The organism is Polaribacter uvawellassae, assembly GCF_039748955.1.
GTDB lineage: Bacteria > Bacteroidota > Bacteroidia > Flavobacteriales > Flavobacteriaceae > Polaribacter > Polaribacter uvawellassae.
The window spans coordinates 222903-236816 of record NZ_JBDIZN010000003.1; the positions used below are offsets into that span (position 1 = coordinate 222903).

The window sequence follows — 13914 nt, forward strand, 5'->3', positions numbered from 1 at the left end:
ATAAATATCAACTTATTTATTATCAACTAATTATAAATCAATATTCAGTTTATAAAATTGAATTTTAAATAGAACACATACAATGAGCTTATTAAACTCTGTCTTTAAAATATTTGTTGGAGACAAACAACAAAAAGATTTAAAATTATTACAACCAATCGTTGAAAAAACTAACGCTTTTGCAGAAGTAATTGGCAATTTATCAAACGATGAATTAAGGGCGAAGTCAGACGAATTTAAATCTAAAATAAAAGAAGCAACAAATTCTTTTGAAACAAAAATATCAGAATTAGAACAAGAAGCTTTATCCGCAGATATTGACAGACAAGAAGCAATTTATGCAGAAATTGATACATTAAAAGATCAAACGTATGAAGCATCTGAAGCGGTTTTACTTGAAATAATGCCAGAAGCTTTTGCTGTAATGAAAGAAACTGCAAAAAGATTTACAAACAATACAGAAATAGAAGTTACCGCTACTCCATTTGACAGAGAACTTTCTGCAACTAAAGAAAACGTAACTTTAAAAGGAGATAAATCTGTTTGGTCAAATACTTGGGACGCATCTGGACAAAAAATAACTTGGGACATGATTCATTATGATGTTCAGTTAATTGGTGGTTCTGTTTTGCATCAAGGAAAAATTGCAGAAATGATGACTGGAGAAGGAAAAACGTTAGTTTCTACTTTACCAGTTTACTTAAATGCATTAACCGGAAAAGGAGTTCATGTTGTTACAGTTAACGATTATTTAGCAAAACGTGATGCTGCTTGGATGGGACCAATTTTAGAATTTCATGGATTAAGTATTGATTGTATTGATGTGCATCAACCAAACTCTGATGCACGTAGAAAAGCATATAATGCAGATATAACTTACGGAACAAATAACGAATTCGGTTTTGATTATTTGCGTGATAATATGGCGCACACAAAAGAAGAATTGGTTCAAAGAGCACCAAATTATGCAATTATTGATGAAGTAGATTCTGTTTTAATTGATGATGCTCGTACACCATTAATTATTTCTGGTGCTGTTCCACAAGGTGATAGACACGAGTTTAACGAACTAAAACCTTTAGTTGCAGATATTGTAACACTTCAAAAACAATACTTAGTTGGAGTTCTTGCCGAAGCTAAGAAATTAATTGCTGCTGGCGATACAAAAGAAGGCGGTTTCTTATTACTAAGAGTTTTCCGTGGAATTCCTAAAAACAAAGCGTTAATTAAATTTTTATCGCAAGAAGGAATCAAACAAATTCTTCAAAAAACAGAAAATATTTACATGGCAGACAATAATAAGTTGATGCCAGAAGTAGATGAAGAATTATATTATGTAATTGAAGAAAAAAACAACTCTATTGACTTATCAGACAAAGGAATTTCTCATTTATCAGGAAAAACTAGCGATGATAATTTCTTTGTGCTACCAGACATCGGTGTAAAAATTGGTGAGATTGATGAAAGTGATAATTCAACCGAAGAAAAAGCAAAAATAAAAGAAGAATTATACAGAGATTTTAGCATTAAAAGTGAGCGTATTCACACCATGAATCAATTATTAAAAGCGTATTCTTTATTCGAAAAAGATACAGAATATGTAGTAATTGACAATAAAGTAATGATTGTTGATGAACAAACAGGCCGTATAATGGACGGTCGTCGTTATTCTGACGGATTACATCAAGCAATTGAAGCTAAAGAAAATGTAAAAATTGAAGACGCAACGCAAACTTTTGCTACAGTTACACTTCAAAATTATTTTAGAATGTATCGCAAACTTTCTGGTATGACCGGAACTGCGATTACAGAAGCTGGCGAACTTTGGGAGATTTACAAATTAGATGTTGTAGAAATCCCAACAAATAAACCCATCCAAAGAGATGATAAAGAAGATTTAGTTTATAAAACTACAAGAGAAAAGTACAATGCTGTTATTGAAGATGTTGTGAAATTAGTGGAGCAAGGAAGACCTGTTTTAGTGGGTACAACTTCTGTTGAAATTTCTGAATTATTGGGTAGAATGTTAAAAATGCGTGGAATTGACCACAATATTTTAAATGCAAAACTACACAAAAAAGAAGCAGACATTGTTGCAGAAGCTGGTAAACCAGGACAAGTAACCATTGCAACAAACATGGCTGGTCGTGGTACAGACATTAAACTTACCGAAGAAGTAAAAAAAGCTGGTGGTTTGGCAATTGTTGGTACAGAAAGACACGATTCCCGTAGAGTTGACAGACAATTACGTGGTAGAGCTGGTCGTCAAGGAGATGTTGGTTCAACACAGTTTTATGTTGCTTTAGATGATAATTTGATGCGTATTTTTGGTTCTGATAGAATTGCAAAAATGATGGATAGAATGGGGTTAAAAGAAGGAGAAGTAATTCAGCATTCTATGATTACCAAATCTATTGAAAGAGCGCAGAAAAAAGTAGAAGAAAACAACTTTGGTATTCGTAAACGTTTGTTAGAATATGACGATATTATGAATGCACAACGTGAGTTTGTGTACAAACGTAGAAGACATGCTTTAGACGGAGATCGTTTAAAAATTGATATTGTAAACATGATTTACGATACCTGTCAAGCTATTGTTAGTCAAAACAAACCATTAAAAGATTTTAAAAACTTTGAGTTTGAATTGATTCGTTTTTCTTCAATGACTTCTCCATTTTCGGAAGAAGAGTTTGAATCTATGGACGAACAAGCATTAATTGATACATTGTATGAAACTATTTATGCACATTATCAAGACAGAATTGCTAAAAATGCGGTAGCTGCTTTTCCTGTTATTAAAGATGTGTATGAAAACGAAGGCGATAAATATGAGCGAATTGTAGTTCCGTTTTCTGATGGCGTAAAAAGTTTACAAGTTGTAACCAACTTACAAAAAGCATACGAATCTGAAGGAAAAGAATTGGTTAAGGATTTTGAAAAAAATATTACACTTGCTATAATCGACGAGAATTGGAAAACGCATTTACGTAAAATGGACGAATTAAAAAGTTCTGTTCAGAATGCATCGTACGAGCAAAAAGATCCGTTATTAGTTTATAAATTTGAAGCGTTTGAATTGTTTAAGCAAATGATTGACGACGTAAATAAAGAAGTTTTATCCTTCTTGTTTAAAGGAGAAATTCCGAATCAAGGAAGTATTTCTGAAGCGCGTCAACAAAAAAGAGAACGTTTAAATGTGAGTAAAGCTGATGTTCAAAATAGTACAGAACAAGCAATTAGCAATTCTAGACAACAACAAAACGAACCAATTGAAACAATTGTTAGAGAACAACCAAAAATTGGAAGAAATGAGCGTGTTACCATTAAAAATGTAATGTCTGGAGAAGAAAAAGTAGTAAAATACAAACAAGCCATTCCTTTGATAGAAAAAGGAGAATGGGTTTTGGTAAAATAATTAAAAATGAAAAAAGCAATTCCGTATATTTATATCATTGTCGGTATCAGTTTTGTTATCAAAGGTTTTTATGCCATTTTTAATGAGCAAGAAATTTACTACCTAATTTTCTCTTTAAAAACGGAAAGTAAATCTGTTTATATTTTATTTAACTTGTTTTTTGGTGGGTTGATTTTATACAGCGGAATTGGAAGATTGAAAAGATTTAAAAGATTTAAAAAGTAATTTTTTCTATAAAAACACAATGAAGCCGATGTATTTACATCGGCTTTTTTATTATGAATAATTTATTTTATTTTTTCCTCAAGTAAACAGTTCCAAAACCAGCTTCTAGTTTCATTTTTACTTTTCCGCGTTTTAATTTTAATTTCATGTGTTGCAGACCATCAGATTCGCTATCCTGTAACACATTAAAGTCTAAATTGCTATAAACTGCTGCTGCGTTTGCTTCTACATTTACATCAGAATTCGATGGCATTGTAATGTCTATAAAACCATTATTTGTGTAAACAGAATACAATTTTAAAGGTAGTTTTTTGTCAAATATCACTGTAACATTTCCTCCAATTGAATTGATAGAAACTGGACCAGTTACATCAGTCAATTTTAAATTATTTAATGATGTTGTCAACTCAACTTCTCCGTTAAAATTTGACAATGAAGATGTTTTATTTGAATAAAAAATAGCTTGAGTTTTACTTCCTTTTTTGCAATTGCTTGTGTCCCAATTTAACTTAATTGAATTCGGGATTTTAATTAAATAACTTTCATTGCTCAGCATTACAAACTGACCATTTGTTACATCTTTAAAAATCAATTCTCCTTCTTTTTCTTCAATGGCAAAATAAATTCCTAAATCTTTATTTTCTTGCTTCTTCCCTAATCTTTTCAATCCTTCCTTTTTACTGTCATTTGTTCTAGCAAAAAAAACATTTCGAGAGCCCGAAACAATTAAACTATCAGTTTTGTATACTCTTGCATTATTAGAAGAAATTTTCCCTATAAGTGGTCTATTTTTTTTTAATTGTGAATTAGAATTATATGTATAAGTAAGGTTTGAAATCTTAATATTTCTTTTCTCATGCAAACTTTTTATAATTACTTCAGTACCGTTATAACCTTCTATTTTAAAGTTTTTAGAAGAACATATATTTAAAGTTCCTTTGTTAAATTTAATTTTTTTCTCTTGTGCATTTACTGACAAAACAGCCAATAATGCAACAACTATTACTGTGATTATTTTTTTCATGATTATTGTTTTAATTGGTTGATAGCTAAGGTTGCATTACTCTTAACTATTGGAAATATTTCTTCATTATTGATGATTTCTTCAAGAGTTTTTTGTGCACGATGTTCTCTTAAAAAGCTCAACGATTTAATGATTTTTATTTGTACTAACGGAGTTTTCTCCTTTTCTAAAGCGGTAATTAAATTGGTTCTTACATTGTCATTTGATGGGAATTTTAACAACGCATCAATCGTGGCAATTTTCACATTTGCATTTGCGTCATTATGCAAAATTTTAATTAATGTGTTAATTATTTTTGAATCTTCTTTTTTAAATTCATCTTCAAATTTATAAACACCTTCTAAACGTTTTCCGGCTGATTCATTATTCAAAAAAGCCAACACTTCTGATGTTTTTGTTAGTTCATTTGAATTCTGATTCCAAAAGAAAATAGACAACACCAACACAATACTTGCTGCGACAGCAATAAAACGCAAATACACTACTTTAGGTTTTTTTGGTTGATGCAATTCTGCCTGAAGTTTCTTTTTGAAAAGAACTTCTGATGCTGCTGACATTTTTTCCGAATCAAATTCGTTTTTATGTTGCTGTATGTGTTCTTTTAAATTCATTGTTTTGATGTTTTTGTAACATAGTTATCAATTGATTTTTACCTCTTGCATACTGATTTCTAACAGTACTTTCGTTGATTTTCAAAATTTCAGAAATCTCTCTATGATTGTATTCTTCAATCATATACAACACTACTATTACTCTATATTTTTCTTTTAATTTACTAATGCATTCTTTGATGAAATCTATCGAAATTTCTTCTGCATTCTCAAACTCAATTTCTACTGTTTCTGTTGCTATTTCTTTAGAATCATCTAAAGAAAAAATGTTTTTCTCTTTTCTAATTTTATCAAAACACAAATTGATAGCAATTCGCCGAAACCAAGCCGCTAAATTCACGTCATTATGTACTTGATGTATCTTTTCAAATCCTTTTATAAAAGCATCTTGCACCAAATCTTCTGCATCTTCTTTACTTTTTAAAATCCGATAACAACTATTGTACAACAAATTCTTATATTCATTATACACCTCAATTTGAGCTGCGTAATCGTTTTGTTTACATTTTTGTATGATGTCTTTTTGATTCAAAAAAAAGATACTGTTTGGTTAACCTTACATCTTTATAACGTAAGAAAAGTATTTGTGTCTCAAAAAGTAGGAAAAGATTTTCAATTATTTTTATTACTAAATAAATAAAACAGATTAAAAACGTTATACTTGTTAAAACATCATAAAAATGAAGAAATTTATATTATTATTTTTTTTCACTACCTCTCTATTTTCGCAGACAGATAAAGAAAACTTTATTCAACCAAATAAAAATGCTATTTACTTTGAGGTTGGTGGTTTATCACTTAAACCTTTCTCAATAAACTACGACAGAATGTTATTTACAAGTAATACTGTTTACTTCAACTCAACAATTGGTTTTGGTTTTGATAATCAAAAAAAAGACGTTAATAGCTATTCAATTCCATTGTATTTTAATCTAACAACTGGATTACATAAAAATAATCATTTCGAAATTGGTATTGGAGCTACATACTCTAATACAAAAAAAACAAACGACGAAGAGACAATTATTTATGGAGGTATAAAAATTGGATATAAATATCAATCCAAAAATCATCTTTTCTTTAAAACTGGCTTAAACGTTTTTAGTAGAATTTACGTTATTGAAGACTTAAATAAAAACAATCCATTTAAAGATTTAAAACTAGTTGGAAATATTTTCAATCTAAGTGTTGGTTATAGCTTTTAAACAAAAACGCCACTACTTTAGTAATGGCGTCATTATATTTTTAAAAGAAAACTTTTACATATTCTTAAAATCTGTATTCATTTTTAAGTAATCTAAAAACTCTTGTTTGGTATCTTTATTTTTAAACTTTCCACCAAACTCAGCAGTTACCGTACTACTTTCTATATCTTTTATTCCACGAGAATTTACACATAAATGTTTTGCATCAATAACACAAGCAACATCTTCTGTTCCTAAAGCTTCTTGCATTGCTTGTACAACTTGCATGGTTAAACGCTCTTGAACTTGTGGTCTTTTTGCAAAATATTCTACAATTCTGTTCATTTTTGACAAACCAATTACTTTTCCGTCAGAAATATAGGCAACATGCGCTCTACCAATAATTGGCAATAAATGATGCTCGCAAGTAGAATACACAACGATATTCTTCTCTACCAACATTTCTCCGTAATTGTAATTATTTTCGAAAGTAGATGCTTTTGGTTTGTTTGCTGGATCTAATCCCATAAACAATTCATTTACAAACGCTTTTGCAACTCTTTTCGGAGTTCCTTGTAAACTATCGTCTGTTAAATCCATTCCCAAAGTTTGTAAAATATCTTTTACACTTTCTTGAATTCTATTAATTTTTTCTTCGTTAGAAATAGCAAACGCATCGTCTCGTAATGGCGTTTTTGCCGATGTACCAACGTGGTTCTCTCCTATTTCTTCAACTCTTTCGTCATTCATTTTGCTATTCACTTCAAACATTTCTTTCTGTATTAGTTTGCAAATTTACGTGTTTGCAACGTATTATTTTAATTTCTCTATAAATTAAAACTATGAATCTATAATTGTTTTTAAGAGTTCAGGTTTTCTACCAATTCTGATAATGAACAAGTAGTTTGTTCTCCAGAATTCATGTTTTTTAACGTGAATTCATTTTTTTCAATTTCTTGTGATCCAACAATTACAACAAATTCAATTTCGCGTTTGTTGGCGTAATTCATTTGTTTTTTCATTTTTGCATTGTCTGGATACAATTCTGATTTGATATTATTTTTTCTCAATTCTGTAATTGCTTTCATCGAAAACAAAGCTTCCGCTGCTCCAAAATTGACAAACAATACTTTTGGCTTTGGTAAATCAACAGTTTTAAACAAACCCAATTCTTCTAATACCAAATAAATTCTGTCTAAACCAAACGAAATTCCGACTCCAGAAACATCTGGCATTCCAAAGATTCCTGTTAAATCGTCATACCTTCCGCCGCCGCCAATCGAACCCATTTTTACTTCTTTCGGTGCAGCAACTTCAAAAATTGCTCCGGTGTAATAATTCAATCCTCTTGCTAACGTTACATCAACTTCTAAAGTTGCCGATTGCAATCCTAATTCTTCAATAGAATTACATACAAAGCGCAATTCTTCAACTCCTTTTATTCCTTCTTCGGATGTTTGTAACATTCCTTCCAATGAACTTATTTTAGCTGTATTTGAGCCAGAAAAATCAAACAACGGACTCACTTTTTCAATCGCTTCTTCTGTAATTCCTTTCGATAGCATTTCTTTGATAACGCCGTCTTTTCCGATTTTATCTAATTTGTCTAACGCAACGGTAAAATCGATTAATTTATCTTTTGCGCCAATCACTTCTGCAATTCCAGATAATATTTTTCTATTATTAATTTTGATAGTCGTTCCATGTAAGTTTAACTTACTAAAAACGGAATCGTACAACTGAATAAACTCAACTTCTTGCCATAAAGATTTGCTTCCAACAACATCTGCATCACATTGATAAAACTCTCTAAAACGTCCTTTTTGTGGACGATCGGCTCTCCAAACTGGCTGAATTTGATAGCGTTTAAACGGAAATGTAATTTCGTTTTGGTGTTGTACAACATAACGTGCAAAAGGAACTGTTAAATCGTAACGTAATGCTTTTTCGGAGATTTGACTTGTTAAATACTGTGGTTTTAATCTATAATAAAAATCTCCAAAAATAGCTACTTTATAAAACTCAAGTTCTTCTTTTTTCTTTGATAAAAATTCATTCTTCTTTTCTTCAGTAGAAACAGTGTTATCAATTAAAAACGTCCATAAATCATTTATCAATTCTTTTCCTGAAACTTTTTCATCATCGAATAGATTTTGATTTGCTTCTCTAAAAAACTGAGAAAATATACTAAGAAATTCTTCTTTATATTTTACAACTTCAAATGAACTTCTAATAGATTTAACTCTTTCATAATGAGCATCCACAGATAAACTTATTACATCAAGTAAAACTCTATTATACTTCCCTAAATAATCCCCAGAATTCAGAATTTTAAAAATCAAACGATCGCCTTCTTCACCATATTTTCCCATCAATGTAGAAGAGTTTTCAAAACTTGGTGTTTCTATGGGTTGAAATCCGAAAGTTTCAAAAGCAGCTTTTATCGTATTAAAAATATAGTTACGATTGGCTATTTCTGTTGGCGAAAAATCTCTTGTTCCTTTTGGGATGCTTGGTTTCATATAATTCAGTGTTCAGTTATCAATTATCAGTGTTCAGTTATCTGTAATCATTTACCAATTATTATTTTTCATTGATAATTGTTAATTGTCGCGGCAAATATCGTGAAAAAGTTATAATTTTTTGGGAGTTGTAAAGGTTTTATTTCTGCGTCTTAAACTATAAATACTTGCGTTAAGTTCGAATCCTAATAACAAAATAATGGCGTTTAACCACACAAATATCATTAATATTAAAAGCGTTCCGATTGAACCGTACAGCTCGTTGTATTTAGAAAATTCAGTTACATAAATGCTAAATAAATAGAACATAAAAATGGATAAAAGAGTTGTAAAAATAGCACCCGGAGAAAAGAAACTAGAGTATTTCCCAGATTTTGTTCCGAAATGATACAACATAGAAACAATGGTAAAAACCATGGTAACAAATAAAAAACCTTTTCCAATCTGCAACCAAAAAATATCATCGCCCAACCAACCACGCTCTTGCAATTTACCTAATCCTATTTGATAAAAAATAGTTAACGCTACAGTAATCACTAAGAAAAAAGCCATTACTAAAGAAACGCCTAATGAAATAATGTACGCTCTTACAACACTTCGCACTTCTTTTACGTGATACGAATATTCGAATCCGCCAAAAATTGCATTTACGCCGTTTGTCATTAAAAAAATGGAAACTAAAAATCCAAAAGACAACAATCCTGCTTGTTGGTTTACTAAAATATCTTGAATTACTAACTCGCTTGCTTCAAAGGTTTTTGGTGGTAAAATTTCTGAAATTAAAGACATCAATCCTTCTTGAAAACCATCAATAGAAATATACGGAATTAACGTTAACACAAATAATAGAAACGGGAAAATTGCCATAAAAAAACTATATGCAATTCCGCCAGCACGTGTTGTTAATGCGCCTTTTACAATTCCGATTACATACATTTCTAGCAGATCGTATAAAGACATTCCTTCTAAACCAGGAATTTTTATCTTTTTACCAAAACGCACCAAAATATTAATAATGGGAATTTGCTCAAGTTTGTCTTCTATTTCTTTTGTCATTTTTTAAAGGTGCAAAGATTCAAAGGTTAAAAATAGGTTCAAAGGTTCAAAGTTAAAAATAGGTTCAGAGTTGCAAAGGTTTAGAGTTAGGTTTTTCTTGATTTAATAGTTCTTATAAAACTTGATAACATTCTTTCTATTTCTCTTGATAATTCATATAAATTATCAAATTTTTCCTTCTTTATATATTCTAAATTATAAGCAATTTCTGATTGAGTTTGTAACTCAAATAATGAAGCCATTGCAATATTTAAAAAACGAAGATAATCTTTCATTCCTTCTCTACCATAACCTTCAGAAATATTACTCGGAATTGAAACTGCACTTCTTCTAATTTGAGAAGTTAATCCAAAGTTTTCGTCTTTTGGAAACTGTTTAGATGTTTTATAAATTTCCGTAACAAAATTCATCGATTTTTGCCAAACTAATAAATCTCTAAACGTTTTCATCTCTTTTTTTCTTTAAACAAGGTACAAAGGTTCAAAGTTAAACGTAGTTGCAAAGGTTTGCATTACACTAAATTCTTGTTTCATTTTTCATTGTAACTCTGTGTCTTTGCTTCTTTGCAACTTTGAGCCTTTGCTTCTTTGTTACTCAATCACAACACCATATTTCATCAACAACCCAACAATATTTTCTTTAGAAAACTTCGCTCCTTTTAAACGATTATTTTCTGGGTCGATATAAAAATTCGTCGAAGTGATAAAATTAGCTTTTTCTAAATTGGTTTGCGTAAAAATTGCGTTTTTTAAATCACAATCTTCAAACAAAACCATATTTAAATCCGTTTCGGTAAAATCTACAGCGTCTAAATTACACTCTTTAAATGATGTTTTCGGAATCTTTAATTGATAAAACGAAGAGAAATTTAACTGACACGCATTAAAACTTAGCTGTAATAAAAACGAATCGCATTCATTAAATTTAACGCCAATCATTTTACAGCTTATAAACTGAACATCTTTAAAAGCGCTGTGTCTTACAACAGTATTGCTAAAATTACAATCGATAAACTCACATTCTACAAACTGAATATTAGAAGCATGCACATTTTCGAAATTACAATTTGTAAATGTACAATTGTCATATTCTCCTTTTTTGATATTAGTTTTTGTGAAATCAATTTTTGAATAGGTTTCACTATCAAAATAATTACTAATCATAAGAGATAAAACTATTTTTGTTTGATTAATTTATAATTTAATTGACTTTCTATTTTGTTTCCAGAAATATCTAAAAGCTCTAAATAATCATCTTCAATTTGGTATTTAAAAGCACTTTTATCAAGCAATCTTAATTGCTTATCATCTACTTTGTAGTATCCTTTATTGGTAAAAGTTTTAGCTCCTTCTTTTCCTAAATAAATAGTTTCTAATACAAATGTTTTATCTTCATTTAAGGTTAAAATATTATCAATCCCTTCGCAATCTGCACAAGGAAACATTCCTTTATAAACGCCAACAACACTTTCTGTTTTAGTTGTTTTACAAGACATAAAAACAACACTAATTAATAATAAAACTCCTATTGCTTTTTTCATTTTTTACATTTACTTTTAATTATTAATTCTAATTTTTTACTATTTAAAAATACGATATTTAGTGTGTTTTAAATCGCTTTTAAACTTAAATCCATATTATAAACCGAGTGTGTTAATGCACCAGAAGAAATATAATCTACACCACAATCTGCGTATTTTCTAATGGTTTTTTCGTTAATTCCACCAGAAGATTCAGTTAAGCATTTATCGCCAATTAAGACAACTGCTTTACGAGTATCTTCATAATTAAAGTTGTCAATTAAAATTCTATAAGCGCCGCCGCATTCTAGAATTTCTTGAATTTCTTCTAAGTTTCTTGCTTCTACAATAATTTTTATATCAATATTATTTTTTGATAAATATGCTTTTGTTTTGTTGATTGCCGCTGTAATTCCGCCAGCAAAATCGATGTGATTGTCTTTAATCATAATCATATCATACAATGCAAAACGATGATTTTCTCCGCCACCAATTTTAACCGCCCATTTTTCGATGGCTCTAATTCCCGGTGTTGTTTTTCTAGTGTCTAAAACTTTTGTTTTTGTTCCTTCTAATAAATCAGCAAAAAAACGTGTTTTTGTAGCAATTGCGCTCATACGTTGCATAGAATTTAACACCAACCGCTCTGCTTTTAAAATAGATTGAGAACGTCCTGAAACGTAAAAAACAATATCTCCAAACTGTACTTTTTCTCCGTCGTTTATCAAGGTTTCAATTTGTAAATCTGCATCAACTTGTTTAAAAATCATTTTTGCAAATTCGACTCCGGCTATAATTCCGCCTTCTTTTACCAATAATTTTGCTTTTCCTTTTGCATCCGCAGGAATACAAGAAAGAGATGTATGATCTCCTTCTCCAACATCTTCACGAATGGCATTGGTAATAATGATTTTTAATTCGGTTTCAAATTGTTGTTGTGATATCATAAAATGGTTTTGTACTGTAAAAATAACATTTTAATTAGGAATTACGAATGACAAATTATGATTTTAAAATGATGAAAAATTACAATTGATAATTACAAATTCGTAATTTTACATCATGAAAATCAAACTTCTTGCCATTGGAAAAACGGATGATAAAAATTTACTTCAATTAATTGATGTCTATCAAAAACGTTTGCAACATTATATCAAATTTGAATTAGAAATAATTCCTGATATTAAAAATGTAAAGAATTTAAGTGAAGTTCAGCAAAAAGAAAAAGAAGGCGAATTGATTTTAAGTAAATTGCAAAACACCGATCAATTGGTTTTGTTAGATGACAAAGGAAAACAGTTTACTTCTATTGAATTTTCTAGGTATTTACAAAAGAAAATGAATTCAGGAATCAAACAATTAGTTTTGGTAATTGGCGGACCATACGGATTTTCTGACGCAGTTTATAAAAAAGCAAGTGGAAAAATATCATTATCAAAAATGACATTTTCCCACCAAATGATTCGTTTATTTATTGTTGAGCAACTTTACAGAGGATTTACTATTTTAAAAAATGAACCTTATCATCATGAATAATTTTAAGCACTTTTTTTAATTGTAGAAGCAACTTTATAAATCAAGATAATTTCTAAAATTTCTACAATTATTAAGGTAAAAGCTCCGATTGGCGCTAATAATATTGTAAAAAAACAAACTCCAGTTACAATTTCTGCAATTCCTGTATAGTTTGCAATATCTCCTAATTGATTTTTCAATCTTAAATTTGCAACTCCAAAAAATATGCTTAAAACCCCGAATGTTAATAATATCGATGCTCTAAATAAACCTATAAAATCTTCAAAAACAAACAACGTTGTTATATCTGAAATAGTTGAAAATAGCGTTAACGCAATTAATAAAATTGAAATAATTTGAAGCAAATAATTTTTAAACAAAGAACCAGTAATGACAAATCCTCTTATTAAGAAAAAGAAAGAAACTAAAACTATTAATTTTAGTACAATATAAAAGGTGTTGTAAAATACAATATTATCAAAATAATCTTTCAAAAACTCTATTGAAAACTCAATAAAACCAAGTATAAAATAAACAATTCCGAAAATCCAAGCTGTATTTAGTTGCTTGTAAATTTTATTAGGATTGATTCCTAAAATCTTATCAAATTTCCCTGGAACATACTCGTCTTCAATAACATCCTCATAGTTACAACCTAGCACTTCTAAAATTGCTTTTATGGTATAACTTCTAGGAGAAACGTCTCCGGCTTCAATTCGTTGAATTGTTCGAACATTGATATTGCATTGTTCTACCAATTCTTCTTGGGTAAATCCTTTTTGCTTACGAAGCTCTAAAATCTTCTTTCCTAATTCTGGTTGTTTCATTACAAGTATATTTTTA

Annotated in this window: 15 protein-coding genes; 4 read left to right on the forward strand and 11 right to left on the reverse strand. The window is 29.7% G+C overall.

The genetic code is table 11. From position 1 onward, the window contains the following. Positions 1-82 precede the first annotated feature (82 nt). The gene (gene secA / locus ABDX67_RS08180; protein ID WP_347174498.1) at positions 83-3415 is read left to right on the forward strand and encodes a preprotein translocase subunit SecA; all 3333 of its coding nucleotides are present in this window, start codon (positions 83-85) and stop codon (positions 3413-3415) included. 6 nt (positions 3416-3421) lie between these two features. Beyond that, a complete protein-coding gene (locus ABDX67_RS08185; protein ID WP_347174499.1) occupies positions 3422-3640 on the forward strand; it encodes a hypothetical protein in 219 nt (72 codons plus the stop codon). A gap of 67 nt (positions 3641-3707) precedes the next feature. Here ABDX67_RS08185 and ABDX67_RS08190 read toward each other — a convergent pair whose 3' ends face one another. Genes ABDX67_RS08190 through ABDX67_RS08200 form a run of 3 tightly spaced genes read right to left on the reverse strand, consistent with a single transcriptional unit; the run spans position 3708 to position 5807 of the window. Continuing rightward, positions 3708-4664, reverse strand: coding sequence for a DUF4097 family beta strand repeat-containing protein (locus ABDX67_RS08190; protein WP_347174500.1), 957 nt, complete (start codon positions 4662-4664; stop codon positions 3708-3710). Positions 4665-4666: 2 nt separating this feature from the next. Then, complete coding sequence (locus tag ABDX67_RS08195) at positions 4667-5275, reverse strand: HEAT repeat domain-containing protein (RefSeq protein ID WP_347174501.1); 609 nt, start codon at positions 5273-5275, stop codon at positions 4667-4669. After that, the gene (locus ABDX67_RS08200; protein WP_347174503.1) at positions 5244-5807 is read right to left on the reverse strand and encodes an RNA polymerase sigma factor; all 564 of its coding nucleotides are present in this window, start codon (positions 5805-5807) and stop codon (positions 5244-5246) included. Before ABDX67_RS08200 ends, ABDX67_RS08195 begins: the two co-directional genes overlap by 32 nt. Positions 5808-5955: 148 nt before the next feature. Here ABDX67_RS08200 and ABDX67_RS08205 point away from each other — a divergent pair, with 148 nt between their 5' ends. Beyond that, positions 5956-6480 carry a hypothetical protein gene (locus ABDX67_RS08205; RefSeq protein ID WP_347174504.1) on the forward strand — a complete coding sequence of 175 codons (525 nt, stop codon included), beginning with the start codon at positions 5956-5958 and terminating at the stop codon, positions 6478-6480. Between the two features lie 54 nt (positions 6481-6534). On the opposite strand, the gene folE is transcribed toward ABDX67_RS08205, so the two are convergent. The 7 genes from folE to nadC form a co-directional block, all read right to left on the reverse strand. Next, positions 6535-7230, reverse strand: coding sequence for a GTP cyclohydrolase I FolE (gene folE, locus ABDX67_RS08210; protein ID WP_430438125.1), 696 nt, complete (start codon positions 7228-7230; stop codon positions 6535-6537). A gap of 89 nt (positions 7231-7319) precedes the next feature. Continuing rightward, positions 7320-8981 carry a histidine--tRNA ligase gene (gene hisS, locus ABDX67_RS08215; protein ID WP_347174506.1) on the reverse strand — a complete coding sequence of 554 codons (1662 nt, stop codon included), beginning with the start codon at positions 8979-8981 and terminating at the stop codon, positions 7320-7322. 111 nt (positions 8982-9092) lie between these two features. Further along, on the reverse strand, positions 9093-10037 hold the full coding sequence (locus ABDX67_RS08220; protein WP_347174508.1) for a YihY/virulence factor BrkB family protein: 945 nt from the start codon (positions 10035-10037) through the stop codon (positions 9093-9095). A gap of 86 nt (positions 10038-10123) precedes the next feature. Then, the gene (locus tag ABDX67_RS08225) at positions 10124-10486 is read right to left on the reverse strand and encodes a four helix bundle protein (protein WP_347174509.1); all 363 of its coding nucleotides are present in this window, start codon (positions 10484-10486) and stop codon (positions 10124-10126) included. Between the two features lie 141 nt (positions 10487-10627). Further along, positions 10628-11200 carry a pentapeptide repeat-containing protein gene (locus ABDX67_RS08230; protein ID WP_347174510.1) on the reverse strand — a complete coding sequence of 191 codons (573 nt, stop codon included), beginning with the start codon at positions 11198-11200 and terminating at the stop codon, positions 10628-10630. Positions 11201-11211: 11 nt separating this feature from the next. After that, the gene (locus tag ABDX67_RS08235; protein WP_347174511.1) at positions 11212-11577 is read right to left on the reverse strand and encodes a copper resistance protein NlpE; all 366 of its coding nucleotides are present in this window, start codon (positions 11575-11577) and stop codon (positions 11212-11214) included. A 68-nt stretch (positions 11578-11645) separates the two neighbouring features. Next, positions 11646-12503, reverse strand: coding sequence for a carboxylating nicotinate-nucleotide diphosphorylase (gene nadC, locus ABDX67_RS08240; RefSeq protein WP_347174512.1), 858 nt, complete (start codon positions 12501-12503; stop codon positions 11646-11648). Between the two features lie 115 nt (positions 12504-12618). Here nadC and rlmH point away from each other — a divergent pair, with 115 nt between their 5' ends. Next, the gene (rlmH, locus tag ABDX67_RS08245; protein WP_347174513.1) at positions 12619-13092 is read left to right on the forward strand and encodes a 23S rRNA (pseudouridine(1915)-N(3))-methyltransferase RlmH; all 474 of its coding nucleotides are present in this window, start codon (positions 12619-12621) and stop codon (positions 13090-13092) included. Positions 13093-13094: 2 nt separating this feature from the next. Here the strand turns inward: rlmH and ABDX67_RS08250 are convergent, their stop codons facing one another. Next, the gene (locus ABDX67_RS08250; RefSeq protein ID WP_347174515.1) at positions 13095-13898 is read right to left on the reverse strand and encodes a helix-turn-helix domain-containing protein; all 804 of its coding nucleotides are present in this window, start codon (positions 13896-13898) and stop codon (positions 13095-13097) included. Positions 13899-13914 lie beyond the last annotated feature (16 nt).

What these genes read in the sequence shown, in the direction of transcription:
- secA (WP_347174498.1), top strand. Translation starts at nt 83, where the DNA reads ATGAGCTTATTAAACTCTGTCTTTAAAATATTTGTTGGAGACAAACAA.
- ABDX67_RS08185 (WP_347174499.1), top strand. Translation starts at nt 3,422, where the DNA reads ATGAAAAAAGCAATTCCGTATATTTATATCATTGTCGGTATCAGTTTT.
- ABDX67_RS08190 (WP_347174500.1), bottom strand. Translation starts at nt 4,664, where the DNA reads ATGAAAAAAATAATCACAGTAATAGTTGTTGCATTATTGGCTGTTTTG.
- ABDX67_RS08195 (WP_347174501.1), bottom strand. Translation starts at nt 5,275, where the DNA reads ATGAATTTAAAAGAACACATACAGCAACATAAAAACGAATTTGATTCG.
- ABDX67_RS08205 (WP_347174504.1), top strand. Translation starts at nt 5,956, where the DNA reads ATGAAGAAATTTATATTATTATTTTTTTTCACTACCTCTCTATTTTCG.
- folE (WP_430438125.1), bottom strand. Translation starts at nt 7,230, where the DNA reads ATGTTTGAAGTGAATAGCAAAATGAATGACGAAAGAGTTGAAGAAATA.
- hisS (WP_347174506.1), bottom strand. Translation starts at nt 8,981, where the DNA reads ATGAAACCAAGCATCCCAAAAGGAACAAGAGATTTTTCGCCAACAGAA.
- ABDX67_RS08220 (WP_347174508.1), bottom strand. Translation starts at nt 10,037, where the DNA reads ATGACAAAAGAAATAGAAGACAAACTTGAGCAAATTCCCATTATTAAT.
- ABDX67_RS08225 (WP_347174509.1), bottom strand. Translation starts at nt 10,486, where the DNA reads ATGAAAACGTTTAGAGATTTATTAGTTTGGCAAAAATCGATGAATTTT.
- ABDX67_RS08230 (WP_347174510.1), bottom strand. Translation starts at nt 11,200, where the DNA reads ATGATTAGTAATTATTTTGATAGTGAAACCTATTCAAAAATTGATTTC.
- ABDX67_RS08235 (WP_347174511.1), bottom strand. Translation starts at nt 11,577, where the DNA reads ATGAAAAAAGCAATAGGAGTTTTATTATTAATTAGTGTTGTTTTTATG.
- nadC (WP_347174512.1), bottom strand. Translation starts at nt 12,503, where the DNA reads ATGATATCACAACAACAATTTGAAACCGAATTAAAAATCATTATTACC.
- rlmH (WP_347174513.1), top strand. Translation starts at nt 12,619, where the DNA reads ATGAAAATCAAACTTCTTGCCATTGGAAAAACGGATGATAAAAATTTA.
- ABDX67_RS08250 (WP_347174515.1), bottom strand. Translation starts at nt 13,898, where the DNA reads ATGAAACAACCAGAATTAGGAAAGAAGATTTTAGAGCTTCGTAAGCAA.